Origin of the sequence: Nodularia chucula CCY0103 (genome assembly GCF_963923915.1) — a bacterium.
Taxonomy (GTDB): Bacteria; Cyanobacteriota; Cyanobacteriia; order Cyanobacteriales; family Nostocaceae; genus Nodularia; species Nodularia chucula.
Genome location: NZ_CAWUOL010000007.1, coordinates 12,529 through 36,751, shown reverse-complemented (window position 1 = coordinate 36,751; position 24,223 = coordinate 12,529). Strand labels below are relative to the sequence as shown.

Annotated in this window: 23 protein-coding genes; 12 read left to right on the top strand and 11 right to left on the bottom strand. The window is 41.5% G+C overall.

The genetic code is table 11. From position 1 onward, the window contains the following. The first annotated feature begins 38 nt into the window (after nucleotides 1–38). The gene (locus ACM0OP_RS04005) at nucleotides 39–809 is read left to right on the top strand and encodes an ABC transporter ATP-binding protein (protein ID WP_414527099.1); all 771 of its coding nucleotides are present in this window, start codon (nucleotides 39–41) and stop codon (nucleotides 807–809) included. On the opposite strand, the gene ACM0OP_RS04000 is transcribed toward ACM0OP_RS04005, so the two are convergent. Continuing rightward, a complete protein-coding gene (locus ACM0OP_RS04000) occupies nucleotides 810–1,580 on the bottom strand; it encodes a response regulator transcription factor (RefSeq protein ID WP_414527098.1) in 771 nt (256 codons plus the stop codon). Nucleotides 1,581–2,148: 568 nt separating this feature from the next. Between ACM0OP_RS04000 and ACM0OP_RS03995 the strand changes: the two genes are divergently transcribed. Continuing rightward, the gene (locus ACM0OP_RS03995) at nucleotides 2,149–2,397 is read left to right on the top strand and encodes a DUF6761 family protein (RefSeq protein WP_414527097.1); all 249 of its coding nucleotides are present in this window, start codon (nucleotides 2,149–2,151) and stop codon (nucleotides 2,395–2,397) included. Nucleotides 2,398–2,615: 218 nt separating this feature from the next. Here the strand turns inward: ACM0OP_RS03995 and ACM0OP_RS03990 are convergent, their stop codons facing one another. The 4 genes from ACM0OP_RS03990 to ACM0OP_RS03975 all read right to left on the bottom strand — a co-directional run bounded on the left by ACM0OP_RS03990 (nucleotide 2,616) and on the right by ACM0OP_RS03975 (nucleotide 5,388). Further along, entirely contained in the window at nucleotides 2,616–3,728 is a 1,113-nt protein-coding gene (locus tag ACM0OP_RS03990) for a baeRF11 domain-containing protein (protein ID WP_414527096.1), read from the bottom strand. A gap of 243 nt (nucleotides 3,729–3,971) precedes the next feature. After that, nucleotides 3,972–4,295, bottom strand: a complete 324-nt coding sequence (gene grxD / locus ACM0OP_RS03985) for a Grx4 family monothiol glutaredoxin (protein ID WP_414527095.1) — start codon at nucleotides 4,293–4,295, stop codon at nucleotides 3,972–3,974. Nucleotides 4,296–4,350: 55 nt separating this feature from the next. Next, nucleotides 4,351–4,608, bottom strand: a complete 258-nt coding sequence (locus tag ACM0OP_RS03980; RefSeq protein ID WP_414527094.1) for a BolA family protein — start codon at nucleotides 4,606–4,608, stop codon at nucleotides 4,351–4,353. 180 nt (nucleotides 4,609–4,788) lie between these two features. Continuing rightward, nucleotides 4,789–5,388 carry a hypothetical protein gene (locus ACM0OP_RS03975; protein ID WP_414527093.1) on the bottom strand — a complete coding sequence of 200 codons (600 nt, stop codon included), beginning with the start codon at nucleotides 5,386–5,388 and terminating at the stop codon, nucleotides 4,789–4,791. A 190-nt stretch (nucleotides 5,389–5,578) separates the two neighbouring features. Here ACM0OP_RS03975 and ACM0OP_RS03970 point away from each other — a divergent pair, with 190 nt between their 5' ends. Next, nucleotides 5,579–7,681, top strand: a complete 2,103-nt coding sequence (locus tag ACM0OP_RS03970; RefSeq protein ID WP_414527092.1) for a S8 family serine peptidase — start codon at nucleotides 5,579–5,581, stop codon at nucleotides 7,679–7,681. 33 nt (nucleotides 7,682–7,714) lie between these two features. Here the strand turns inward: ACM0OP_RS03970 and ACM0OP_RS03965 are convergent, their stop codons facing one another. Then, entirely contained in the window at nucleotides 7,715–8,434 is a 720-nt protein-coding gene (locus ACM0OP_RS03965; protein WP_414527091.1) for a lysophospholipid acyltransferase family protein, read from the bottom strand. A gap of 101 nt (nucleotides 8,435–8,535) precedes the next feature. Beyond that, nucleotides 8,536–9,030, bottom strand: a complete 495-nt coding sequence (gene tadA, locus ACM0OP_RS03960) for a tRNA adenosine(34) deaminase TadA (RefSeq protein WP_414527090.1) — start codon at nucleotides 9,028–9,030, stop codon at nucleotides 8,536–8,538. 170 nt (nucleotides 9,031–9,200) lie between these two features. Between tadA and pheT the strand changes: the two genes are divergently transcribed. The 4 genes from pheT (at nucleotide 9,201) to ACM0OP_RS03940 (ending at nucleotide 14,152) form a co-directional block, all read left to right on the top strand. Continuing rightward, entirely contained in the window at nucleotides 9,201–11,636 is a 2,436-nt protein-coding gene (pheT, locus tag ACM0OP_RS03955) for a phenylalanine--tRNA ligase subunit beta (protein ID WP_414527089.1), read from the top strand. 280 nt (nucleotides 11,637–11,916) lie between these two features. Further along, nucleotides 11,917–13,047: a hypothetical protein gene (locus ACM0OP_RS03950; RefSeq protein WP_414527088.1), complete on the top strand. Its 1,131-nt coding sequence runs from the start codon at nucleotides 11,917–11,919 to the stop codon at nucleotides 13,045–13,047. Between the two features lie 256 nt (nucleotides 13,048–13,303). Continuing rightward, complete coding sequence (locus ACM0OP_RS03945; RefSeq protein WP_414527087.1) at nucleotides 13,304–13,573, top strand: YciI family protein; 270 nt, start codon at nucleotides 13,304–13,306, stop codon at nucleotides 13,571–13,573. Between the two features lie 180 nt (nucleotides 13,574–13,753). Next, entirely contained in the window at nucleotides 13,754–14,152 is a 399-nt protein-coding gene (locus ACM0OP_RS03940; protein WP_414527086.1) for a hypothetical protein, read from the top strand. A gap of 222 nt (nucleotides 14,153–14,374) precedes the next feature. Here the strand turns inward: ACM0OP_RS03940 and ACM0OP_RS03935 are convergent, their stop codons facing one another. Together ACM0OP_RS03935 and ACM0OP_RS03930 are read right to left on the bottom strand one after the other, a co-directional pair. Beyond that, a complete protein-coding gene (locus tag ACM0OP_RS03935; protein WP_414527085.1) occupies nucleotides 14,375–14,737 on the bottom strand; it encodes a hypothetical protein in 363 nt (120 codons plus the stop codon). A gap of 178 nt (nucleotides 14,738–14,915) precedes the next feature. Continuing rightward, nucleotides 14,916–15,107, bottom strand: coding sequence for a hypothetical protein (locus ACM0OP_RS03930; RefSeq protein WP_414527084.1), 192 nt, complete (start codon nucleotides 15,105–15,107; stop codon nucleotides 14,916–14,918). Nucleotides 15,108–15,461: 354 nt separating this feature from the next. On the opposite strand from ACM0OP_RS03930, the gene ACM0OP_RS03925 reads away from it, so the two are divergent. Next, nucleotides 15,462–17,990 carry a sugar phosphate nucleotidyltransferase gene (locus tag ACM0OP_RS03925; protein ID WP_414527083.1) on the top strand — a complete coding sequence of 843 codons (2,529 nt, stop codon included), beginning with the start codon at nucleotides 15,462–15,464 and terminating at the stop codon, nucleotides 17,988–17,990. Nucleotides 17,991–18,297: 307 nt separating this feature from the next. Here the strand turns inward: ACM0OP_RS03925 and ACM0OP_RS03920 are convergent, their stop codons facing one another. Next, nucleotides 18,298–18,627, bottom strand: coding sequence for a hypothetical protein (locus ACM0OP_RS03920; RefSeq protein WP_414527082.1), 330 nt, complete (start codon nucleotides 18,625–18,627; stop codon nucleotides 18,298–18,300). 388 nt (nucleotides 18,628–19,015) lie between these two features. Then, entirely contained in the window at nucleotides 19,016–20,329 is a 1,314-nt protein-coding gene (locus ACM0OP_RS03915; RefSeq protein ID WP_414527154.1) for an ABC transporter ATP-binding protein, read from the bottom strand. A 291-nt stretch (nucleotides 20,330–20,620) separates the two neighbouring features. Between ACM0OP_RS03915 and ACM0OP_RS03910 the strand changes: the two genes are divergently transcribed. The 4 genes from ACM0OP_RS03910 (at nucleotide 20,621) to pabB (ending at nucleotide 24,213) form a co-directional block, all read left to right on the top strand. Next, nucleotides 20,621–20,842, top strand: coding sequence for an AbrB/MazE/SpoVT family DNA-binding domain-containing protein (locus ACM0OP_RS03910; RefSeq protein ID WP_414527081.1), 222 nt, complete (start codon nucleotides 20,621–20,623; stop codon nucleotides 20,840–20,842). After that, nucleotides 20,839–21,270, top strand: coding sequence for a putative toxin-antitoxin system toxin component, PIN family (locus ACM0OP_RS03905; protein ID WP_414527080.1), 432 nt, complete (start codon nucleotides 20,839–20,841; stop codon nucleotides 21,268–21,270). Before ACM0OP_RS03910 ends, ACM0OP_RS03905 begins: the two co-directional genes overlap by 4 nt. A gap of 312 nt (nucleotides 21,271–21,582) precedes the next feature. Beyond that, a complete protein-coding gene (locus ACM0OP_RS03900) occupies nucleotides 21,583–22,089 on the top strand; it encodes a single-stranded DNA-binding protein (RefSeq protein WP_414527079.1) in 507 nt (168 codons plus the stop codon). Between the two features lie 36 nt (nucleotides 22,090–22,125). After that, entirely contained in the window at nucleotides 22,126–24,213 is a 2,088-nt protein-coding gene (gene pabB / locus ACM0OP_RS03895; protein ID WP_414527078.1) for an aminodeoxychorismate synthase component I, read from the top strand. Nucleotides 24,214–24,223: the final 10 nt, after the last annotated feature.

Sequence of the window (24,223 nt, the reverse complement as noted above, 5' to 3'; positions counted from 1 at the left end):
GTACTTTGCGTCCTTTGCGGTTCGTTTCTCCATAAAAATTGAACAATCAAACCACAACAGCCCAAATCAGGCTAGAACAAATTAACTTATCAGCCAAGCTGAAACCACAACTTCAGGAATACCCAATATTACAGGATATATCCTTTGAAGTATTTCCAGGCGATCGCGTAGCCATTGTCGGCCCATCTGGTGCTGGTAAAACTTCCTTACTACGCCTCATCAACCGTCTAAGTGAACCTACCAGAGGCAAAATTTACCTAGAAAATCAGGAATATAGCCAAATTCCTACCCTACAGCTACGCCAAGTAATCACCCTCGCATTACAAGAATCAAAACTGTTAGGAAAAACCGTCCAGCAGGCCTTAGCATATCCGCTAATTTTACGAGGCTTACCCCCACAGACAATTCAACAAAGAATAGATTATTGGATAGAAAAACTGCACATTCCTAGTGAATGGTTAAGTAGAACCGAACTACAGCTATCTACAGGACAGAAACAACTAGTAGCCATCACCCGTGCATTAGTTATCCAACCCAAAGTTTTACTATTAGATGAGCCAACATCAGCCTTGGATACTGGCACAGCCGCCAATCTTATGCACATCTTAACTCAGATGACTCAAACTCATCAAACCACAATTTTGATGATTAATAACCAACTTGACTTAGCTCAGATGTTCTGCAACAGATTATTATATTTACAGCAAGGTCAGTTATTCACAGATGAAACAGCCCCAGAAATCAACTGGATTAACTTAAAAGAACGCTTAATACAAGCAGAAACCCAAGCAGCCGCAGAATGGATTTAATTAGGAAGTTTGGCTGCTAACCGTAGACCTGGGTTGAGTGAATCTTTCTTTAGTTAACTTAGTTGGTAGCTGAGTAACATTAGGCTTCAAACTTTCCATGTTAAATCGATATCCCACATTCCGGATAGTTTGAATCAAACTAGGTTGGCGAGGATCGAGTTCTACCTTTTTTCGTAGAGACAAAACATGAGTATCAATGGTGCGCGGATTGTCAATAGCATCAGGCCAAGCGCGACGCAGTAATTCTGACCGACTCAGGGCTGCTCCTCCAGCCTGTGCTAAAACATAGAGTAAACTAAACTCTTGAGGTGTTAAATCAATAAACTCCCCTTGAAAACGGACACGGCGCTGTACCAAATCAATTTGCAAACTGCCATAATCCAGATAAGCTGGTGCAGTGGGAGTCCGTCGGCGGCGAATTAGCACCTCTACTCTTGCCAAAAACTCCTGCATTCCAAAAGGTTTACTGAGATAGTCATCAGCCCCGGCCTTTAAACCAGCGACAATATCAGCCTCATTACTACGTGCTGATAGCATCAAGACTAACGGCTGTTGCTGACCATGCAACCAACGGCAAAACTCAATCCCATCACCATCAGGCAAATCGGCATCCAGAATCACCAGTGTTGGTTGTTGACTCAAAAACACTTCCCTTGCTTGATAAATACTGGCGGCTTGATGGACACGGTATTCTAACTGTTGTAAGTGCCATCCTAGCAACGACCTTAAATGGGGATTTCCCTCAACGATTTCAATACAAACCGAACCCACAGCGGCAAGACCCCTTAGCGTCGATGAATTTCAAAGTAACAAGGTCATGCTCAAGGTTTTGTAGTCATTGTTACTTCCATTCCAATTCATTGGACATTCTATCATCATCAAAGTCAGAAAATCCTTTGCTGATGCCTTGTCAAAGGTGATTTACTCATATTACTTAATTTATTCTTAAATTTTTGTTAGACTAATGAGAACCTCTTGTTGGTTAAACATCCTCCCGCAGGGGGACGTACCTAACCTGACAAAATATAAGTAAACAGGGTGAAATTTACCAAAGCTATATTTTTGCTTTTTGTCCAGTCAGATGACATTTTCTCGGAATTTCTCAAATTATCCGTTAAAAATATATCGGCATTTGACAAAAAGAATTATAAAAATAGCTGATCAAAGTATCATATTCCAAATTTTCTAGAATAGGATGGGATTACGTTGTAACTGGGGGAGGATCTAGCCGACGGTAGATATTTTGTCCTTGAATTGAAGCGACGGACGTGAAAACACACTTCACATTTCGGCGTGAATCGTTTACAATTCTCATTCTACAGAGACTAATAAAGCAGTTATGCTCCAAGACACACAAACCATCCGCTATTACCAAAGAGTTACCGATGCCTTCGTCGAGCTATGGAATCGCGGTTATCGGACGGACGATATGCGGATGTATTTGGATGGGTATCTAGCCGCACTGCGACAAAGTAACGCTATTGAACCTATACTGATTCACCGTTTAGAGGAAGAAGCCAGGCGCTACCTGTACGATGCCTCTAATTTCGTGAGAACTCAAACAGAGGTACAACTTGATTACTATTAATTCCTTTTAATTGGTAATTTATTCACAGTAACCATTAGACCAACGCTGATGATTGTAGCATATCATTTGCCCTGGTCAAGGGTTTAGCAGTGTAAAGTTTTGGAAATATTTTATTTATACAAGTATCCCCTCTGTCCGATTTTGGTTTTGCCAACTCCTATGAGGGGATTTTAATTGATTTTTCTTGTGTAACAGGCAAGATGCCTGTTAATGGCTGGCTATACCCAGCGTAGTATGGCTGCCATCGGCTTGAGTTCCTGCGGAGCTTCTGCTTCTGTAAGCACTCCCAAGACTTCACCCCCGTTGTCTATGACTCGAATCACAATTTCATTGATCAAATCATAGGTTTCGCCACTGCGGGTATCACTAGGTGTAATTTCACCCATATCGGAAAGAGTGCCATACTGTACGGCATCAACTTCGACCAGCAGATGACTAACTTGACCACGAGTAGCAAGCTTGGCAATGGTGGATAGATCCGTGATTGATCGGGATTCGTTTTGACGCTGATAGTACAGGTCAACCCACTGCTGAATGCGTTCTTGACGCAATTGTTTGATAATGGGAGCAATAGCTTCTCTAATTTCTTCTTCTGGCAAGCCTTCCGTGCTACCATCAACCCCTTGATCGGCTAGCATATCGTAGCTATTCAGAGATTTATACATGGCTTGAAATTCCTGGGTCGTTGCCAGAATCAGAGGCATATTGCTACCGCTAACTACTGGGCGAACAGCGATCTCTACTGCTCGTAAGAACTGTCTTTGCAATGTTTCTGCCCCTTCATCTCCTTGGAGTTTGCCTGATGGGGCGCGATCGCGCTGTAATGTTACCTTCGTGACTGCGCTAAAATCGGCTGGCAAATCCGAAACGTCTACTAATTCTAATTCTTGGGCGGCTGTAAATTCATAAAACTTGACCGACTTTTGAGAAATGGCTAGTACGTAAGCCGACATCGGTTGCAAAGCGGACATCAAAGGCTTGAGATAGAAGCGATCGCTCACCTCTGCCGCCTCTTCTACAGCATAAGCCAGACGATAGGTTTTAATTGATTCAGGCGTAACTAATATTCCCAACCCATAAGCTTGGAATTGCCAAAATTTGTCATCTTTTTGGAGTTCTTCCAGATAGCCGGTCATCACCTGTACTTGTCGTTTATCGGCGATCGCTTGTACTTGCTCCATCGCATCTTTAGTCAAGTTTTTTAACACGATGCGATCATTTTGGGCTTCCTGGGTCAAGGGAGTGGTCGGGAGAAATATAGACACGCAAACTCCACGCTGGGCTGCCAGTTTTGAAAATTGCTTTTCTCGAATAGTATCTTTGTACAGCATGATTTTTCTCTGTGTTGTTAACTGGCACTTAGGCATTCTATTGTAGAGCTGTAAAAACTGACATCCTCCCCAGGTGTAGCGAACGGCAAACAAGCCAATTACCAACAATTTATTTAAAAAAGCCCTCAAAAATAGAGTTCTGTGATGATATCCCTAATTTTCAAAGGCAGTGACTATAAATATTTATTGAGAGCATAAAGCACAAATTCAGCAGCAAAATAAATGGTTACTGCTGTGGGGATATTACGAAGCTAGTGCTACTTCTACAACTTGCTGTAATTCACCTTTTTGGTACAGTTCAATGAGGATATCAGAACCGCCCACAAATTGACCGTCAATATAGACTTGGGGAATGGTCGGCCAGTTGGAATATTCCTTAATCCCCTGACGGATTTCTGGGTCTGAAAGCACGTCAACTGTTTCAAAAGGAACTGCCAACGTATTGAGAATCTGGACAACGTTGTTAGAGAAACCGCACTGAGGCATCAACTTGTTGCCCTTCATGAACACCATGATTTTGTTTTGTTGTACTAAATTATCGATTTTTGCTTTGGTTTCTGGAGTCATGGATTTTTTGTTTCCTCTGTTGCTAATAGCCAAATGTCAAGAGTCAGTTTTGATGTTAAGAAGCTGCTGTTGCTTGCCATGCTTCGGGGGTATAGGTTTTGAGTGCCAAGGCATGAATTGCTTCAGTTGACATAGCTTGTCGCAAAGCACCATAAATCAACTGGTGTTGTTGTACCAGTCCCTTATCGGCAAACTGCGATGAAACTACTGTTACTTGGTAGTGGTCGCCGCCACCAGTCAAGTCTTGCACCTGAATTTGAGCATCAGGCAGTTCCGCCTTGATCATTGCCTCAACTTGCTGCGGATTAATCATCGCAATTCCTGAAAAAATTTACTTTTCTATTATTCACCAGCACCCCACCAGTTATGCAGATGGGGAATTTCTCATTACTCTCATCTAATATTGTAGGGCAAAAACACCTTGTCCGAGTTTCCAGTTCTACCCAAAGGCTAACTGTCCCTAGTGACTCTTACCGTTCTAAATGGGCAGAACTTAGCGATTTGGGGATGAACTAGTGCTTGATCTGGGAAAGGGTGCATCTACAAAACCCAATTCAAATAACTGCTGATAGGCTTTCGTGCCTAATTCCCGTGTGGGGTTTTGACTTTTAATAATCTGAATTAACAAGGGGACGGCTAATTCCGGCTGATTTTGCGCCCGATGTACCAGGGCTAACTGAAAGGTGGCTTCGTCTCGCTTCTGGGCTGTTTCTAGGGCTTTTTGGCGCTGGGAATCGGAAACTCGATTATCTATTCCGGTAAAGCTTGAGTTTAATTCCTGATAGAAATTAGATAGTTGATTATAAACTTGGCGTGCTTCTTGGAGTTTTTGAGTAGCTAGAGGGTAATTTTGGGCAGAAATGGCTTGTTCTGCTTCTTGCATCAACCGTTGGCCTCCCTCCATACTCAAAATACTATTATTCTGGGCTGTAGGACGGAGTGTGTTGGGATCGTTGGGTTCAACTATTTGTACTTGACTATAAAGACTGGGTAGCTTTTGTATCTCAGCGTTTACAGGTGATAGCAGGCTGATAACTGCGATAAATGATAAGGAGGTAAGCCGAATAAAAGGAGGAACGGCGGCAGATTTCATGGGTTCAATGAGTGTTGGAATTATGTAAAAAAGCAATGCAAACTTCGGGTATCTTAACTCTGTTTTTGCCTTTGAGAACACAAAGTTAGATACTGAGCTTGTTCTGATTTAGACTCAATATCGGTTTAATAGAGTTCCCATTGCTTCTGTATTCTAAAAATAGAACCTATTTAACAGCTTTTTCTAGCTTATGAATGATGACGCTAATTACTCAAATTTTTCCCCAGGTGGTGTACCCACTAGCAGTTGGGGAATGGTTTTACAACGGGGTGGGGAAGAATTAGTTTTAGATAAGGTTTTAGACCGCTTTACTGTCCGTCCCACAGGGAATTTTAATTCTCAACAATTATCTCAGGTGAGTGGGGCGGTTTGGCAAGGTAGTATTCCCCAAGCAGATTTGGAAATTTTTACGGTTTTACCACAGCAGTTAGAGGCGGCGATGTTGGCAGCACGAGCTGCGGAAAATGTGGCTTTTGCTGGTCATGTTTACCGGATTCAAGATCATCCGGGAACGTTGGTTTATTTAAATGACCAAGTGACTGTACAGTTTGCTTCAGGGATAGATGCTACCACGATTGAGGCGATCGCCTCTCGTTTTGGCTTGGTGAAACATAAACCTGTGTTGGGTGTGGCTAATACTTTTGTATTTTTAGTCGGTAAAGCAGCTACAGCAAATCCTCTGAAAATTACTAATCAGTTGCAGGGTTTGTCGGCGGTGTTGGTTGCTGAACCGAATATCCTGGTAAAAAGTGAGTTACATTACAGACCCAATGATCCTATGTATCCTCAGCAGTGGTATCTACACCACAATGGCGGTAATCAGTTGGTAGCTGGTTCTCATATTTCTGTAGAACAGGCTTGGGATATCACTCGTGGTGTGCGGTCTGTGGTGGTGGCTGTGGTGGATGATTCTTTTGATTTGCAGCATCCAGATTTGCAGGGGATGGGGAAAATTGTTGCTCCCAGGGATTTAAGGAATGATGGTTTTTTACCGACTCCTGGTGACAGAGAAACTAGTCATGGGACGGCTTGTGCTGGTTTGGCGATCGCCGAAGAAAATGGTACGGGAATTGTGGGGGTGGCTCCTGGTTGTGCATTAATGCCAATTCGTAGCACTGGTTTTTTAGATGATGAATCCATTGAGGCGATGTTTAATTGGGCAATGGATCAGGGAGCCAGTATAATTTCTTGCAGTTGGGGAGCTTCTGCTGTCTATTTTCCCTTATCATTGCGTCAACGGGTGGTAATTAATCGCGCTGCGACTACGGGCAGGAATGGTAAGGGTTGCGTGGTGCTGTTTGCGGCGGGAAATGCTAATCGTCCTATTCGGGGGACTGTAAATGAACGGAATTGGCCGGAAAATCTGTTACAAGGTAATACGGATTGGTTAAGTGGATTTCCTCTACATCCAGATGTGATTGCAGTGGCGGCTTGCACTAGTTTAAATAAGAAGGCGGCTTACAGTAACTGGGGAATTAATATTGCTGTGTGTGCGCCGAGTAACAATGCTGCACCGGGATTAACCTTTCAGGGTAGAGGTTTTCTCAATACCCAACCGGCGATCGCATCTACTCTTCCAGGAAGAACAATTGTAACTATTGATCAAGTAGGCGCAGCAGGTTTCGATCCTGGTGATTTTACCAATAATTTCGGTGGTACTTCTAGCGCTACCCCCATAGTCGCAGGTGTGGCGGCCTTAGTTTTATCAGCCAATCCCAACTTAACCGCCCAACAGGTGAAATCGATTCTGGAAGAAACTGCGGATAAAATTATCGATTCTGACCCTGACCCCCAATTGGGGATGCGAGAAGGTACTTATAACAGTAATGGACATTCTCAATGGTTTGGTTATGGGAAAGTGAATGCAGCCAAAGCCGTACAAGCAGCCCGAAAACTCGCTAATTCTGCATCCTTTGCTAGTGAATACGTCCGGGGAGAGAATACCCGTGAGTTAAATATTCCAGATAATTATCTCCAAGGTATCACCAGTGCGATCGCCATCACCGAATCCAGCAGTATTAAAGATATTCAAGTCACAGTTAATATCACCCATGATTTTTTAGGAGATTTAGAAATCTATTTAATAGCTCCGAACAATCAACGGGTATTATTACAAAACCGCACATTAGGTTCTCGGACTAATTTACAAACAACATATACAATTGTTTCCCATCCCGGACTTAAACAATTACTTGGTCTTTCAGTTAGAGGAAATTGGCAATTATGGCTAATAGACCACTCACCCCAAGACGTAGGAAAACTCAATAGCTGGTCATTAGTCATAGGTCACTAGAAAATAATTTATTTTGCCGACTTCCCACGCCAATTATTCACTTAATTGCTGTAGGACTAATTCTAAATCTGATGTGAGATTTTGAGCATTTTCCTTGATTTTACCTTGACAGTAATCCAAGACATTTAGCGGCTTACCAATAGACATTTTTACCCCTGTACCCCACTGAGGATAAGGCTGACTATAGTTAATACTTACAGGCAGAATTTTGATATCTAATCCTGGCTGATTCAATTCCGCACTCAAAGACAAACGAGCAATTCCTGGTTTTAACCGATGAACTTTACCATCCCGATAAATATTACCTTCAGGATAAATAACTAATATTTGTTCTTGTTTCAATAATTCCACAGCATGACGCAGAGCAGTAATAGCTGGATTTTGAGGATCTACAGGAAACCCTCCCATACTTCTCACTAACCACCCTTGCAGTCCCTGACACTCATTACTAGATACCATAAATCTCAAATCTCGCCCCGTCACACAGCGTCCAGTCCCATAGGGTAAAACTAATGAATCCCAACGGGAACGATGGGTAGGAGCTAAAATCACAGGGCCAGTTAAAGGAATATTTTCTTGTCCAGTGATTTCAATGTCTCGAAAAAACAAAGGTAACAGAAAATGCCGACCTAATAAATATAATAATGGACTTAACCAAGGAGATACCCGCGAATTGGTATCAGATGTTTTAGCATTTCTGCTTTTACTACGTGGTGTTTCTTGGCAAGTTTGATCGCAAGTATAAATTTCCATAATGATGGTAGCTGCTGTTTGTCGCGTAAAATATAACTAACCCTTGATTAATTACACCGTAGTTTTTCTTGAGTAAATTGTGTTAGAGGTACTGGACAGTTTTATCTCTGTCTGTGATTTTTCTGACGACGTTGCACAAACCAAGTTTGTAATTGTTCACGACAAATTGATTCTAAAACCCCTCCCATAACTCTTAGGCGATGATTAGAAGCAGCGCCATCAGGGATGTTAGTAACAGTACGAACTGCGCCAGTTTTAGTATCGTCCACTCCATAGACCAGCATTCCTAAACGAGCTTGCACAATAGCACCTGCACACATAGGACACGGTTCTAAAGTCACGTAGAGAGTGCATTGATTTAACCGCCAATTGTGTAAACTTTGACTAGCGGCTCTCAGGGCAATTATTTCTGCATGGGCTGTGGGATCTTGGTCACGTTCTTTTCGGTTTTCCCCCTCAGCAATTAAATTGCCATGAGCATCAATAATTACAGCACCAACCGGGACTTCACCTGCATCTCCAGCAATTTTTGCCAGTTCTAAAGCCCGTCTCATCCATTGTTTATGTATAAGATATTCGGAATTTTCAATCAACATTTTTCCCGTCACAGAAAAGCCTTCGTAGAAAGAGGGGGTTTAAAACCCAGATTTTTGCTAAATTTTATGGACAAGAGATAAATCTCCAATATTGCTTTAGTTAAAGGTGTTTCTAGATTATTATCACTAATCAGGCATCAGTTCATTATTTCAATAAGCAAACATACTCCATGCGTATTTCTTTAAATTGGCTACGGGAACTAGTAGAAATTAAACTTACTCCAGAAGAATTAGCCGAAACTCTGACAATGGCAGGGTTTGAGGTGGAAGATATTGAAGATCGCCACACTTGGGCTAATGGTGTAGTTGTGGGAAAAGTGGTTGAACGTCAACCCCACCCGAATGCTGATAAATTAAGTGTTTGTCAAGTGGATATCGGTGCATCTGAGACTTTAAATATTGTCTGTGGTGCGCCTAATGTCAAAGCGGATATTTATGTTCCAGTAGCCACCACAGGTACTTATTTACCCAATATCGATTTAAAAATTAAACCGGCAAAGCTACGGGGTGTGCCATCTCAAGGGATGATTTGTTCTTTAAAGGAATTAGGTTTACCTACTGATATTGATGGTATTCATATTTTTACTCAGGAAAATCTGCCCCTGGGTAGTGATGTGCGCCCGTTATTAGGTTTAAATGATGTAATTTTAGATGTAACTGCAACGGCTAACCGGGCTGATGCTCTCTGTATGGTGGGGGTAGCACGGGAAGTTGCAGCTTTGACTGGTGGTAAGTTAAGTATCCCGGAACTTACGACAACATCGGTTTCCCCAGGTGGGAGTAATTTAGGATTAAAAATTGAGGAGCAGCAAGCTTGTCCGGCTTATATTGGCACAGTGATTGAAAAGGTGAAAATAGCTCCTTCTCCAGAATGGTTGCAACAGCGTTTACGTGCTGCTGGGGTGCGACCAATAAATAATGTGGTGGATATTACTAACTATGTTCTATGGGAATGGGGACAACCACTACACGCTTTTGACAAAGACCGTTTAGAATCTGTGGCTGGTAGTGAAGGTTTAACTGTTGGGGTTCGCTTCGCTAATTCTGGGGAATCTTTGAAAACTCTGGATGGACAAACGCGCAATTTGTCAACTCAAAATTTGTTAATTACTGCTAATGATACCCCAGTCGCACTGGCGGGTGTGATGGGTGGAGAAGAAACTGAAGTCCATGATGCTACTCACAGCATTGTTTTAGAAGCAGCATTATTTGATTCTGTGGCTATTCGTCGTTCTTCCCGCAGTGTGGGTTTAAGAAGTGAGGCTTCTGGGAGATATGAACGGGGAGTAAATCGGGCTGAGTTGGAAATAGCTTGTAACCGCGCTTTATCTCTGATTAGTGAATTGGCTGAGGGGGTAATTGTACAACAGGAAATTGCTGATACTCGCCCCGATCCATCTACTTGGAGTCGTTCTATTTCCCTGCGTTTAGATCAGGTTAATCAGGTGCTGGGGCCTGTGGATTTGGGTGAGGATACAGGGGAAATAACTGAAGCAGATGTTGAGCGGATTCTTTTGGCTTTGGGTTGTGATTTAACTCTGACTGGAGAGGGAACTTGGACGGTGACAGTTCCACCCTATCGTTACCGGGATTTAGAACGGGAAATTGATTTGATTGAAGAGTTAGCCCGTCTCTATGGTTATGACAATTTTTGCGATACTTTACCAGAGAAGTCTGAGGCTGGATATTTATCTTTAGAACAGGAGTTAATCCGCAAGGTTAGGGCTGTTTTGAGAGCGGAAGGATTGACGGAGGTGATTCATTATTCTTTGGTGAAACCTGGGAATGATCGCCAGGTAGTTTTGAATAATCCGCTATTTTTGGAATATTCGGCTCTGCGAACTGATTTGATCTCTGGTTTGATTGATGCTTTTCAATACAATTTGGAGCAGGGAAATGGTTCTCTGAATGGTTTTGATTTGGGGCGGATTTTCTGGCAAGAGGAAGATGGTTTGCAAGAAACTGATGCGATCGCTGGTATTATGGGGGGCGACACATCAATAGGCAAATGGTCAAAAGGTAGCAGTGAAAACCCGATGACTTGGTTTGATGCTAAAGGTATTTTAGAAAGCGTCTTTGAGCAACTTAACTTAAAGGTAGAATATCAACCAGATTGTCGAGATCAGCGTTTACATCCAGGACGCACGGCTTCTTTGTGGCTGGGTGGTAACAGACTGGGTATTTTTGGACAACTTCATCCCCAACTGAGACAAGATAAAGGTTTACCGGCTTCTGTATATGTGTTCCAACTTGATCTAAATGTGCTGTTAGATGCACTTGATCAAGATGAAGTTATGGTTCCCAAATTCCATGCTTATTCTACCTATCCAGCCAGTGATCGGGATATTGCCTTTTTCGCTCCTGTGAAAATCTCGGTAGCTGACATTGAAAAATCCATTAATAAAGCTGGAAAGGGACTGCTGGAATCTGTGGAATTGTTTGATGAATATCGTGGTGAAAACGTACCAGAAGGACAACGTAGTTTAGCATTTCGCTTAATTTATCGGTCAAGCGATCGCACTCTCACTGATGCAGAAGTGGAACCTGTACACAATAAAGTCCGTGAGGCTTTAGTGGAGAAATTCGGCGTTAACCTGAGAAGTTAATTAATTAGATTTTTCTATAATTCCCAGGAATTGATCAACCTGGGAATTATTCTTCAATGCGGCGCTGAATACAAATATTTCCCTAAGTTCAAATTTACCACTTTATAAAAGTGTGGTCTTCTTAAGGAGTGGTGGTCGCAATCGCTTAATAATCAAAACAGTCTCTCAAAAATCAGCGATCACGCTAAAAATCATGGTATTTGATGTCAAATATATATTAATGAAGAGTATATATTATAATATTTATCTTCCCTTCTGTTTTTTACTAGAAATTTTCAACATGACAGTGCATTTACCTAGAATTGGCATAACTAGTTGTCAAAGAGCAATAGTATTACTTGAAGAGTATCATCAAAATATTGTGGGTAGTTTTTGGGTGATGTGTGGTTATGGATTTGATGATGAAAAAAAAATTCCTATTTGGTGGATTGATAATGTTTTAGAAGACAATCAAGCACAGGGTATTATTAATGCCTTTCAAAAAGGTTATTTTAATGGAGAACATAACAACCCGCTATACTTAGGCTTTTGTATTATTGTTGTCGCAGACGCATCCAATCACTCTCATTTATCCTATGTAATTCAACACCTTAGAATGTGGGAGGCTGAGGGAATTAGTTTATTAAAAATAATGGCACAGCATAATATACCTGCTCATACAGAAGTAAGTTATCCTAAATATTTTTTATATGAGCGTTATGGTCAGGATCATTTTAATTATAACTATCTTCGAGAAAGCATAAATCATTGGTCAGTTCAAGTTTGGGAAGATTACTGTAGTTATCTAATGTCTGAACATGGGCAAGGAATGTTTTTTAACTATTTTAAACAAAAAAACTTATTTAAACATGAAGTAAAATCTACTCTAGAAAAGGGTAATAAACCTCTAGTTTTAACAGAAGGAGAGACTGATGAAATTTATATTAAAACAGCCTTGGAATTACTAGGAGAAACAGAAATTTTGCAACAAGTTGATATTGAATGGGTAGGAGCTTCTATAGGCAAAGGCAAAAGTATTAATACTGGTAATAATGGTTTGAATAATACAAGAGATGTTCTGCTTTCCAAACCTCAACTCTTAACCAGAAAAGTATTACTTCTCTATGATTGTGATACCAACAAACCGAATGAAGATCACGGTAAATTAAAAATTAGAAAAATACCTAAACAGGAGCATCGGAAAGTCAAAAAAGGAATTGAAAACCTATTTTGTGATTCTTTATTTATAGAAAGGTTTTATTCGCAAAAAACTAAAAAGGGAGATTATGGAGAAGAAAATCAAATTCAAGAATTTCAAAAAATGAAATTTTGCCATTGGATATGTAAAGAAAGGAAACAAGCTGATGATTTTATGGATTTTCTAATAATTGTTGATATTATTAAAGATTGCTTAGGCAAAATTATTTATTGAAAATATGTTACTCAACTGTTGACTAAGCCTTCTCGGATATTTTAGAAGTTTGGGGCGAATATAACAGTAGAGTTTTTCACTCCCGTAAGCTTTACGCTACTATGCAAACGTAGATGCTTTGTGGCTTCCTACAGGGTAATCCCCCTGCTATGGCTAACGAGAAACTTAGCGTCTTAAGTAGCTTTAAATTAAAATCTGGTTTGAACACGGGATATACTAAACTCTTGGCAGATATCAAGAGGAGAAACAAGGAATCATGCCGAAATACATTATGTGGGGAAGTTATTGTGAAAACGTTCTGGAAAAACGCGTTCCCTATCGTCAAGAGCATTTAGACGGATTAGCAAAACAGAAAGAATCAGGTGTATTGATTACTCTTGGTCCCACAAAGGATAGTACCAAAGTTTTTGGAATTTACGAAGCGGAAGACGAAGCGACTGTCAACCAGTTAGTGGAAAATGACCCCTATTGGAAAAATGGCATCTGGACTGAGTATTGTATCAAAGAGTGGATTCAGGCTTTTTAAATGATAGGAACTAAAAGCTGGATGTTTCATGTTTTATACAAATCAGTCTCAAGATAGAAAGTTACATCTTAAATTCTAGCTTCCAGTAGATGCGCGGTGGATTTTGTGGATGTAACCATCATAATAAGATTAGTTGCATCTGCATCTGAAAAACGTTTAATTGCTTAACAAGGTATTAACATGAAGAACATCTTAAAACGGACACTTTTACCCGGCCTCATGGCTGCAAGTTTGACTGGTGTGAGTTTAGTTCCGGCTCAATCGGCTGCTGCTAGTGAGTTGCTTAGAGATGTCGGTACTGGCGCTGCTGCTGGTGCTGCATCTGGTGCTGTCAGAGGATGTGGCTCTTTGCTAAATAATGCTGTGAAAGGTGCTGCGGCTGGTGCTGCGGTGAATGCGGCTAATAGTAATAGACGCAATCGCAATAATCGTAATTTAGCTCAAGATACTGGAGTGGGTGCGGTTGCTGGTAGTCTGACAGGTGCAATTACTGGCGGACGTTGCAATGAGCCTTTAGGTGATGCGGTGGATGGTGCTGCGGCTGGTGCAGCTATTCACATTTTGAATAACAGAAAATAAGTTGTGATTGGCAATTTCTCAGTGAATTGTGGATTGTAGATGACATAAAAATTCCCAAGTTGACTATCTATATCTGCATTTTTGCAAATGAATTACCAATTTTCAGATAGGTTTTCTACCTAGCCAATTTACAATTATTAGTAGGGTAACTAATCACCTACTAATAATTTTTATTCCAAAGAATTGGGTTCGATGAACTGGCGATTGGCTCTGACAAAACAATTACCCTGATTTTTTCCTGAATTGTTGAATATTTTCACCTGCATCAGGTTGGAGTAGTTGATTGGGTTCAAATTCGTGGATAACTGGCTGATTTATTCCGGCAGTATTATGACAGTTTAGTTTACCATTAGGAATATTAGTGAACCAGGACAATAATACAGATTGACTACCATCAGGAAATTTGGTGATGGCTGAATTATAGTCTCCTTCTTGTTGAGGTGTGGGGATCTGACGTTGTTGGGTTGGGGAAATATCATCCCCTTTTTTTGCAGATGTGGGGATGTGGCGTTGTTGGGCTAAGGTACTGAGAGAGATAATACCGATGAAACTAGCGATCGCGATCGCTACAACAGGACGAACCATAATTTAAATTTCTCAAGTCTGATTTGTGTGACTACAAACTCAGAAGTATTAGTTCCAGTTAAATTTCATGGCTATTTTCCGATGACCTCAGCCCTATGCAATTTTCACTTTAGTACGAGTGGGCGTAAATAAACAGATTTTGAAAAATCAATTTTTGACTTTTTACCTGATGGCGATACTAGCCTTTTAAAGCCCGTTGAAAATTGCGTCGATATGATTTATTTGCAATTAATAGAACAGGCCAAAGCAATGATAAACCGACTCGATTAGCAAAGGTTTGACTAAAGTTAGTTCGGTGAAACCCAGTCCATAACTTCCAAGCACCACCTAAATAGACCACAATTACACCAATAATAAGTAAATTCATCATTTTTCTCGACTCCCTTTGTACCTGAGATAATTTAAGTTAAGCATTACCATACTATTGACATTATGCAGCACCTAGAATGTTAAAAGTGCAAAATCTCTAATTCTTTTGACACTTGCAGGTGTTACGCAAACTAAAGGTAATATTAGTAACATAGCTGATTGGGAGATGGTTTTCTATCTTGATTGTCTCTGAACAGACAGGTTAAAGTGATGAGTAGATTTGCTTATTTCTCAGCAGATGCTTCTTAGGAAAGTTACTTAAATACCAATATCCATAGGACACTAAAGAAAGAATATACAACACACTCTCAAGGGTATGTAAGCAGCAAAAGCTGCAAATAGCTAAGGAGAATTTATGCGTGCAGTACTGATGGCAGGGGGTTCGGGAACACGACTGCGCCCGTTAACTTGTGATCTGCCCAAACCGATGGTTCCTATTCTGAATCGGCCGATTGCTGAACATATCATCAATTTGCTCAAGCGGCATCAAATCACAGAAGTTATTGCTACATTGCATTATTTACCAGATGTCCTGCGAGATTATTTTCAGGATGGTAGCGATTTTGGGGTTCAGATTACCTATGCTGTAGAAGAAGATCAGCCTTTAGGTACAGCAGGTTGTGTGAAAAATATTGCGGAACTGCTGGATGAAACGTTTTTAGTGATTAGCGGTGATAGTATCACAGATTTTGACCTGACGGCGGCGATCGCCTTTCATAAACAAAAACAAGCCAAAGCAACTTTAGTTTTAACCAGAGTTCCTAACCCGGTGGAATTTGGGGTAGTAATTACCGATGAACAAGGACATATTAATCGCTTTTTAGAAAAACCCTCTAGCAGTGAAATTTTTTCCGATACCGTCAACACTGGTATTTACATTCTCGAACCAGAAGTATTAGATTATCTGCCATCCAACACTGAAAGCGACTTCTCCAAAGACTTATTTCCCCTGATGTTGGAAAAAGGCGAAGCCCTGTATGGTTATATTGCCCAAGGTTACTGGTGTGATGTCGGTCACTTAGATGCCTATCGTGAAGCTCAGTATGATGCCTTAGATCGGAAAGTTCAACTTGACTTTGCTTATAAAGAAGTTTCGCCGAATTTGTGGATAGGACAAAATACTTTTATCGCCCCTACAGCCAGTATTGAATCTCCAGCCATAATTGGTGACAATTGTCGCATTGGGGCGAGAGTTCAGATTGAGGCGGGAACCATTATTGGGGATAATGTCACCATTGGGGCTGATGCTAATCTGAAGCGACCAATTTTGTGGAATGGGTCAATTATTGGCGATGAAGCACATCTGAGCGCTTGCGTCATTTCTCGTGGGACGCGTGTAGACCGTCGCGCTCATGTATTAGAAGCGGCTGTGGTGGGTTCCCTGTCTACTATTGGCGAAGAAGCCCAAATTAGCCCAAATGTGCGGGTTTGGCCGAGTAAAAAGATTGAATCGGGGGCGATTTTAAATATTAACTTGATTTGGGGTAATACTGCTCAAAGAAACTTATTTGGACAACGTGGTGTCCAAGGTTTAGCGAATATTGATATCTCTCCAGAATTTGCCGTTAAGTTGGGATCTGCTTATGGTTCCACCTTGAAACCAGGTTGTAAAGTTACAGTTTCCCGTGACCAGCGTAACGTTTCCCGCATGGTGACTCGCTCGTTAGTTGCTGGTTTAATGTCTGTCGGTGTTGATATTCAAAACCTTGATGCAACAGCTATTCCTATAGCGCGTACAGTCATACCTACAATGTCCGTGGCTGGTGGGATTCATGTGCGGGTACACCCGGATCGCCCTGATTATATCCTGATTGAATTTATGGATGCTAAGGGGATTAATATCACTAAAGCTGTGGAGAAAAAAATTGAAGGAGCTTATTTTAAAGAAGATATGCGGCGATCGCAAATTCATGAAATTGGCGATGTGGCTTATCCCAGTCAAGTCATGGAACGCTATTGTACAGCCTTTGAAAAGTTGTTAAATGTAGATACTCTCCGCAACAGTCGGGCAAAAGTCGTAATTGACTATGTTTATGCGGTATCTGGCGCAGTTTTACCCATGATGTTAGACAAATTTGGCGCTGATGCGGTGGTGCTGAATGCGAGTGTGAATAAAGCGGCGATGTCAGTGACTGATCGGGAAGCACTGCTGACTCAGTTAGGTCATGTTGTGGAGGCGTTGAAAGCTAACTTTGGCGTGCAAGTATCGGCTAATGGGGAACAACTGATTTTAGTTGATGAGTCAGGCTTTCCGATTCGGGGGGAAATTTTGACAGCATTGATGGTAGACATGATTTTAACATCTAACCCCAGAGGGACGGTTGTTGTCCCGGTTCATGCTTCTAGTGCTGTGGAACAAGTCGCCCGTCGTCATGATGGTCGGGTAATTCGCACTAAAGCCAATCCAACCGCTTTGATGGAGGCTTGTCAGAAAAATCCCAATGTGGTGTTAGGCGGTAGTGGTGAAACTGGTTTTATTTTCCCCCATCTGCATCCAGGCTTTGATTCGATGTTCTGCATTGCGAAGTTAATTGAGATGTTAACTATTCAAGAGCGATCGCTTGCTACAGCCCGTGCAGAATTACCCCGTGTAGTTCACAAAACCTATACAGTTCGCTGTCCTTGGACTGCTAAAGGGGCGCTAATGCGTTATTTAGTCGAAACACACCCAGCCCAAAATTTAGAGTTAATTGATGGGGTGAAAATTTGCCAACCTTATGATGATAGTTGGCTATTAGTTTTACCTGATGCTAGTGAACCTTTAGTACATTTATATGCGAATAGTAATGATCGTGATTGGGTTGATGAAACTTTGAGAAACTACCGCACCCGTGTTCAGGCGTTTGTGGAAAGACAACAAGAACAGCAACCCGCCGAGGTGTAAATTTAGCGAATCTTTATAGGTTGTTTGAAAAGTCTAATTTATTACAACCCTGGCGACTAGAAGTCGCGGCTATACAAACTAAACCCGCCTGCGCGGGTTAAAAATCCCAGTTTTTCATTAGTCCAGGTCGCTTGACTTCCCTACGGGAAACCGCTACGCGTCCTGCCTGTGTAGTAGCGAATTATATTCGCCCAAAACTTTTCAAACATCCTCTTATGGGGTGGATTTACCGCCCTTCATCAACTTATAGAAACCAAATCAAAAGGAGCGGTTCCAAGTTTTCAGGTTGCTGACTGAGAAATACGTTCTACAATCCCAATAGAGATGAACCAGCCGCCGCACCTAACCAACCAGCAACTTTTACAATAATTGGCTTGGCTACTGTCCAAAGTTGCTTACCAGAATCCACAGTTTTAGTAGTTTTTTCTAGGGTTTTTGTCATGCTTTCCAAACGGTCTAACGCACGTTTTTTGTTAGGTTCTTCCTTATCAGTTGCGTTTTTAGCTGCGCTCAAATCTTCAATTACTTCTTCTTTGGTGTCGGCTGGTAATTCTGCATCTTGAATCAAAGTTTCTAATTGTGCCAGTAACTTGACAATATCCTCTTTAGTGAGCGCTTCTCCAGTATCTTCACCCACTTGATTTTGTTGTGTAACTTGATTATTGTCACCAAGAACAGCCTGATTATTGTCTCCTTGTACTGTGCGGTTGTTATCGCCTTGAACGTTGTTGATCTCTGTGATTTTTACGGGAGTAGTCCTGGTTCATGGCTGGGTGGGGTAGACGAATTTCTGATGTTTTCTAACTTAGCTACAGATATACCACGAATATTTCCGGTCTAGTAAGTAGCTCAAATTAAAAAAACGGAATACCCAGATTAATGACTTCTCTAAGAAGTAGGGGATCTATATCCTCAATTTTTTATGTTTAATTATGTTGACCTACTTAGTTGAAATAACAGATTAGGCGATTGTTGAAACAGTTTGTAAAAAATTGAATCTCGAGGCATAAAATATATAACTAATATTAATTTGTAGGAAATATTGCTAAGTCTGTTTGAGGGTCAAAAAAGTGCAATTTCTCTGGATTTAATGATAACCATAATTGCTCACCGACACTTACTAATCTATCTGGTGGGATTCTCACTTGCAGATAATTATCTGTATGACTAATTTGAGATTCTGGTATGGCTTCGCCACGCAAGCTATCGGAAATTCTCACTGCTAGGAAAGAATCATTACCCAGATTTTCTACTAAGTCTACTTTGACGGGTAAATTTTTGGTCGCAGGTACGCTTACAATTAAATGTTCTGGACGCATACCTAAAATAATGGTTTGCTTATCGTATTTTCGCAGCGCTGTTTCCCAAGTTTCTGGGAGGGTGAGACGGAAATTATTATGGGTAATTAATAACGGTGCATGAAATGTTACAGGAATAAAATTCATCGGTGGTGAACCAATAAATTCGGCGACGAAGCGGTTAGCAGGGCGGTTGTAAAGTTCTAATGGGGATGCTACTTGCTGAATTTGACCTTGATTCATAATGGCTATGCGATCGCCCATTGTCATGGCTTCCGTTTGGTCATGGGTAACGTAAATCGTCGTGGTTCCTAGTTGACGTTGCAATTTGACAATTTGGGCGCGGGTTTCGGCGCGGAGTTTCGCATCTAAGTTAGAAAGGGGTTCATCCATTAAAAATACTTGGGGGTCACGGGCGATCGCTCTTCCTAATGCTACCCGTTGTCTTTGTCCCCCAGATAGCTGTTTGGGTAAGCGATTCAGCAAGGTTTCCATTTGCAATAATTGTGCCACATTTCTTACTTGCTGGTCTACTTCCCTTTCTTTGTCAGAAATGTAACGCAGTCCTTTAGGTAACTTTCTGGTGACACCCACCAGCAGATTTTCCGCCCAATCAGGAAGGGAAGAGTCCTGAGTTTCCCGATTTTCTAATTCCCGCCGGCGCAGTCCAAAGGCGATGTTGTCGTACACCGTCATGTGAGGATAGAGGGCGTAATTTTGAAACACCATTGCAATGTCTCGTTCTTTGGGAGGTAGCTCATTGATCAGGCGATCGCCTACAGTAATATTCCCTCCTGTCATGGTTTCTAACCCCGCAATTAGACGCAGTAGAGTGCTTTTACCACAACCCGAAGGACCGACAAGCACCATAAATTCACCATCGGAGATCGTTAAGTTAATGCGCCGTAAAACAGTAATAATCTCTGCTTCTGGAGTTGGATCACCTTTGTAGCGATCGCTGGAAACGGTTGGAGAAGCGACACCTTCCCCCTTACGTTGGGGAAAACTTTTATAGATATTCTCTAAGACAACTTGCGCCACGGGTATTTGGGGTAATGGTATGCAGTGGATAGCTGATTCCACAAAGCGGAACATTCAGCGCCCATGATATATGTTACCTGTGACAACGAACAGTGAAAAAAATAGCTGCTAAAGCTGGGGAGTAGGGAGTGGGGTAAAAGCCTTTTGGTGTCTAACTTTTATGATCAGTTTATGTCCTAACGTCTATGCGTAGTGCTATAAAGCTCCTCCTCTCCAATTAATTCAGCAGGGAAATGTATATCATAAAGTAAGGAATCCTTACATTCTCTGGCAACAGCTAGAAGGTTTATCATGCTCGCTAAGTTAACTTCTAAGAATCAACTAACATTACCTAAAAGTATTACCCGTGAAATTGGGGAAGCTGAGTATTTTGAGGTCAAAGTGCAGGACGGGCAAATTATTCTGACTCCTGTAAAAATTCAGAGGGCGGATGCGGTGCGGGCGAAGCTGGCGGATTTGGGGCTGAGTGAGCAGGATGTGGCTGATGCAGTGGCTTGGGCGCGTCAATCATGACGGTTGGACTACGCGTTGTAATTGATACTAATCTTATAGTCTCTGCCTTGGTTTTTGGGGGCAGAGTATCCACAATTCGTTTGGCATGGCAGAATAATCGCTTCACTCCCCTGGTTTCTAAAGCGACAACAACTGAGTTAATCCGAGTGTTGGCTTATCCAAAGTTTCAGCTAACGCCAATTGAACAAGAAGATTTACTATCGGATTACATACTGTTTTGTGAGGCTGTGGCGATACCTGATGTGTTGCCTATAATTCCTGAATGTCGTGACCCATTTGATGTGCCTTTTTTACTTCTGGCTGTGGTCGGTGAGGCGGATTATCTGGTGACAGGCGATCGCGATTTACTCAGCATCAAAGATGATTTTTCTGGACGGATTATCAATGCTGAAGATTTTATGAACGTTATTGATAGTCAATCACTGTGAACTTTTTCCGCGACCTTCCAGGGCGGTTGATTCGCTTGGGGATTTTTCCAGTTCATGTCAAAAGTTAATTTGCAGTATTTTTTCTGCTACTAATGGTATACTTGTACTACTCATGCAGAAATCAATGCTCGTTTTAGTCAGGCGATGTGCCGAATAGTATCCTAAATACTGTTCAAAGCGATCGCTTGGCTTTTATGCTAGAAAAGACCCAAGCTGAAAGTGTTGTCAGGAATTTATTCAGGCAAATTACAAAAATTTAGCTAATAAAAATCCCTATTTCCCACTCAGTATTTTTACAGTCAGGAGGATTTAATGAATAGCTGCGTTTTAATGGCAGAAATCATTCAAGAACCACAGTTACGCTATACCGCCGAGAACTTAGCCATCACGGAAATGCTGGTGCAGTTTCCTAATTCTCAGCGCGCAGAAGACCAGTTAGTTACCTTAAAAGTGGTGGGCTGGGGGAATATGGCTACAGAAATTCAGCAAAATTACCACCAAGGCGATCGCGTCCTGTTAGTAGGTCGGTTAGGGATGCACACAGTTGACCGTCAAGAAGGTTTTAAAGAAAAACGGGCTGAATTAACCGTACAACAGATTCAATCTTTAGGAAATACAGTTCCGTCATCCTTTACACCCCCACAACCTTCACAACCAGAAGTTCAAATCCCCTCAGTCACCACCCCCCCAACAACCCCCGTTAGTGTTGCGCCTCAACCGTCAAACTTTGTACCTACACAAGCAGCACCCAATTTTGAGCGTACCAGTTATCCTCCAGTCCCAGAGCAAGAACCAGACCCAGATGATATTCCTTTCTAAGGTACAGATGGGGGAAATTCACAAAGGAAATATCAAGTGCGATCGCTGATCATTGATAACTACGATTCCTACACATTTAACCTTTATCAGATGATCGCCGGAGTCAATGGAGAACTTCCCCTAGTAATTCGTAACGATCAAATTGACTGGGAGGATGTAACTAAACTCACATTCGATAATGTTGTCATCTCTCCCGGCCCTGGTCGCCCAGAAAAGACTCAAGATTTCGGTATCTGCCAAAAGGTGATTCAAAATGTCGATGTACCCCTACTGGGAGTTTGTCTTGGTCATCAAGGAATTGCCCATGTATATGGTGGAATTGTTACTCATGCACCGGAAGTTAGACACGGACGATTGAGTAAAATATATCACAATAATTCCGAGTTATTTCAGGGGATTCCTCAAGGCTTTTCTGTTGTCCGCTACCACTCCTTAATAGTTGCAGAAGAGTTACCGAACTGCTTAGAAAAACTGGCTTGGACTGAAGACGGGCTAATAATGGCGCTGCGTCATCGACATTTACCATTATGGGGTGTGCAGTTTCATCCTGAATCAATCTCTACAGAATATGGGTGGAATCTTTTAGATAACTTCCGTAATATTACGCAGCAATTCTGTAAATCTAGGACAATTAAGCAACCTCAATGCGTCGCTAGGAATAGGGAAAAAATTCCCCCCCTGCAACCGCAACCGCGCACCCCGAAATCTTCCCCTTCTCAGTACCAAGTTTGTAGTAAAAAATTAGATATCTATCCTAATGCAGAACAGGTGTTTGTGCATTTGTTTGGTAAAGATACTCACGCCTTTTGGTTAGATAGCAGTTTAGTAGAATCTGGTCTTTCTCGTTTCTCCTTTATGGGAGGAAGTGGGGGTTTAAATAGCTTATTGGTAGAATATTTTACCCAAACTCAAGAAATATCTGTTACTCAGTCAGGTATTGTTACACGCCATCAAGAAAGTATTTTTGATTATCTGAAACGAGAAATTAATCAGAGAAAGTGTATATCTAATGACCTACCTTTTGATTTCAATTGTGGGTTTGTGGGTTATTTTGGCTATGAACTTAAGGCTGAATGTGGATCTGAGTTAGTCCATCCTGCCTCCCTTCCTGATGCAATGTTTCTGTTAGCTGATCAAATGATTGTTTTTGATCACCAAGAACAGAGTATATATCTCCTGTGTCTGACTCCAAACCATCAAAAGACAGTAGCACAGGCTTGGTTGGAGTCCATAGAAAAACAACTGCGTACATTAGCGCCCCTTCCGCCTATTCAACCAATAAGTAGTCAAGATCCAATAGTTTTTCGTCTCAGCCGTTCTCACGAAACTTACATTCATGATATTCATAAATGTCTCAGTGAAATTAAGGAGGGAGAGAGTTACCAAATTTGTTTGACTAATAAGTTTTATACAGATAACACTCCTGATCCACTGGAATTTTATCGTCAGTTACGCCGAGTCAATCCAGCACCTTACTCAGCATTTCTGCGCTTTGGTGAGATTGCGATCGCCTGTTCATCTCCAGAAAGGTTTTTACGAATTGACCGGGCTGGATGGGTGGAAACTAAGCCAATCAAAGGAACTTCTAGACGAGGAAAAACCCCCACAGAAGATCAAATCCTGCGTGAACAACTAAGTAACAGCGAAAAAGACCGCGCCGAAAATTTAATGATTGTGGATTTGTTACGCAACGATTTAGGCTTAGTCTGTGAAGTCGGTAGTATTCACGTTCCCAAGTTAATGGATGTAGAAACTTATGCCACTGTGCATCAACTTGTCAGTACAATTAGGGGACATTTGCGTGCAGATATGACCGTAACTGATTGTATTAAAATGGCTTTTCCTGGTGGTTCCATGACAGGTGCGCCGAAAATTAGAACTATGAAAATTATCGATGAATTAGAGCAAGAATCCCGTGGAATTTATTCCGGTGCAATTGGCTTTTTAGGGCTAAATGGTGCAGCAGATTTAAATATTGTGATTCGCACTGCTATTTTCACTCCTAATGGTACTTCTATTGGTGTCGGTGGCGGTATTGTGGCTTTATCTGACCCAGAAGCGGAATTTGAGGAGACAATGCTGAAAGGTCAGGCATTAATTCAGGCTTTTTCTGCCCTAGTTTAATATATTACAA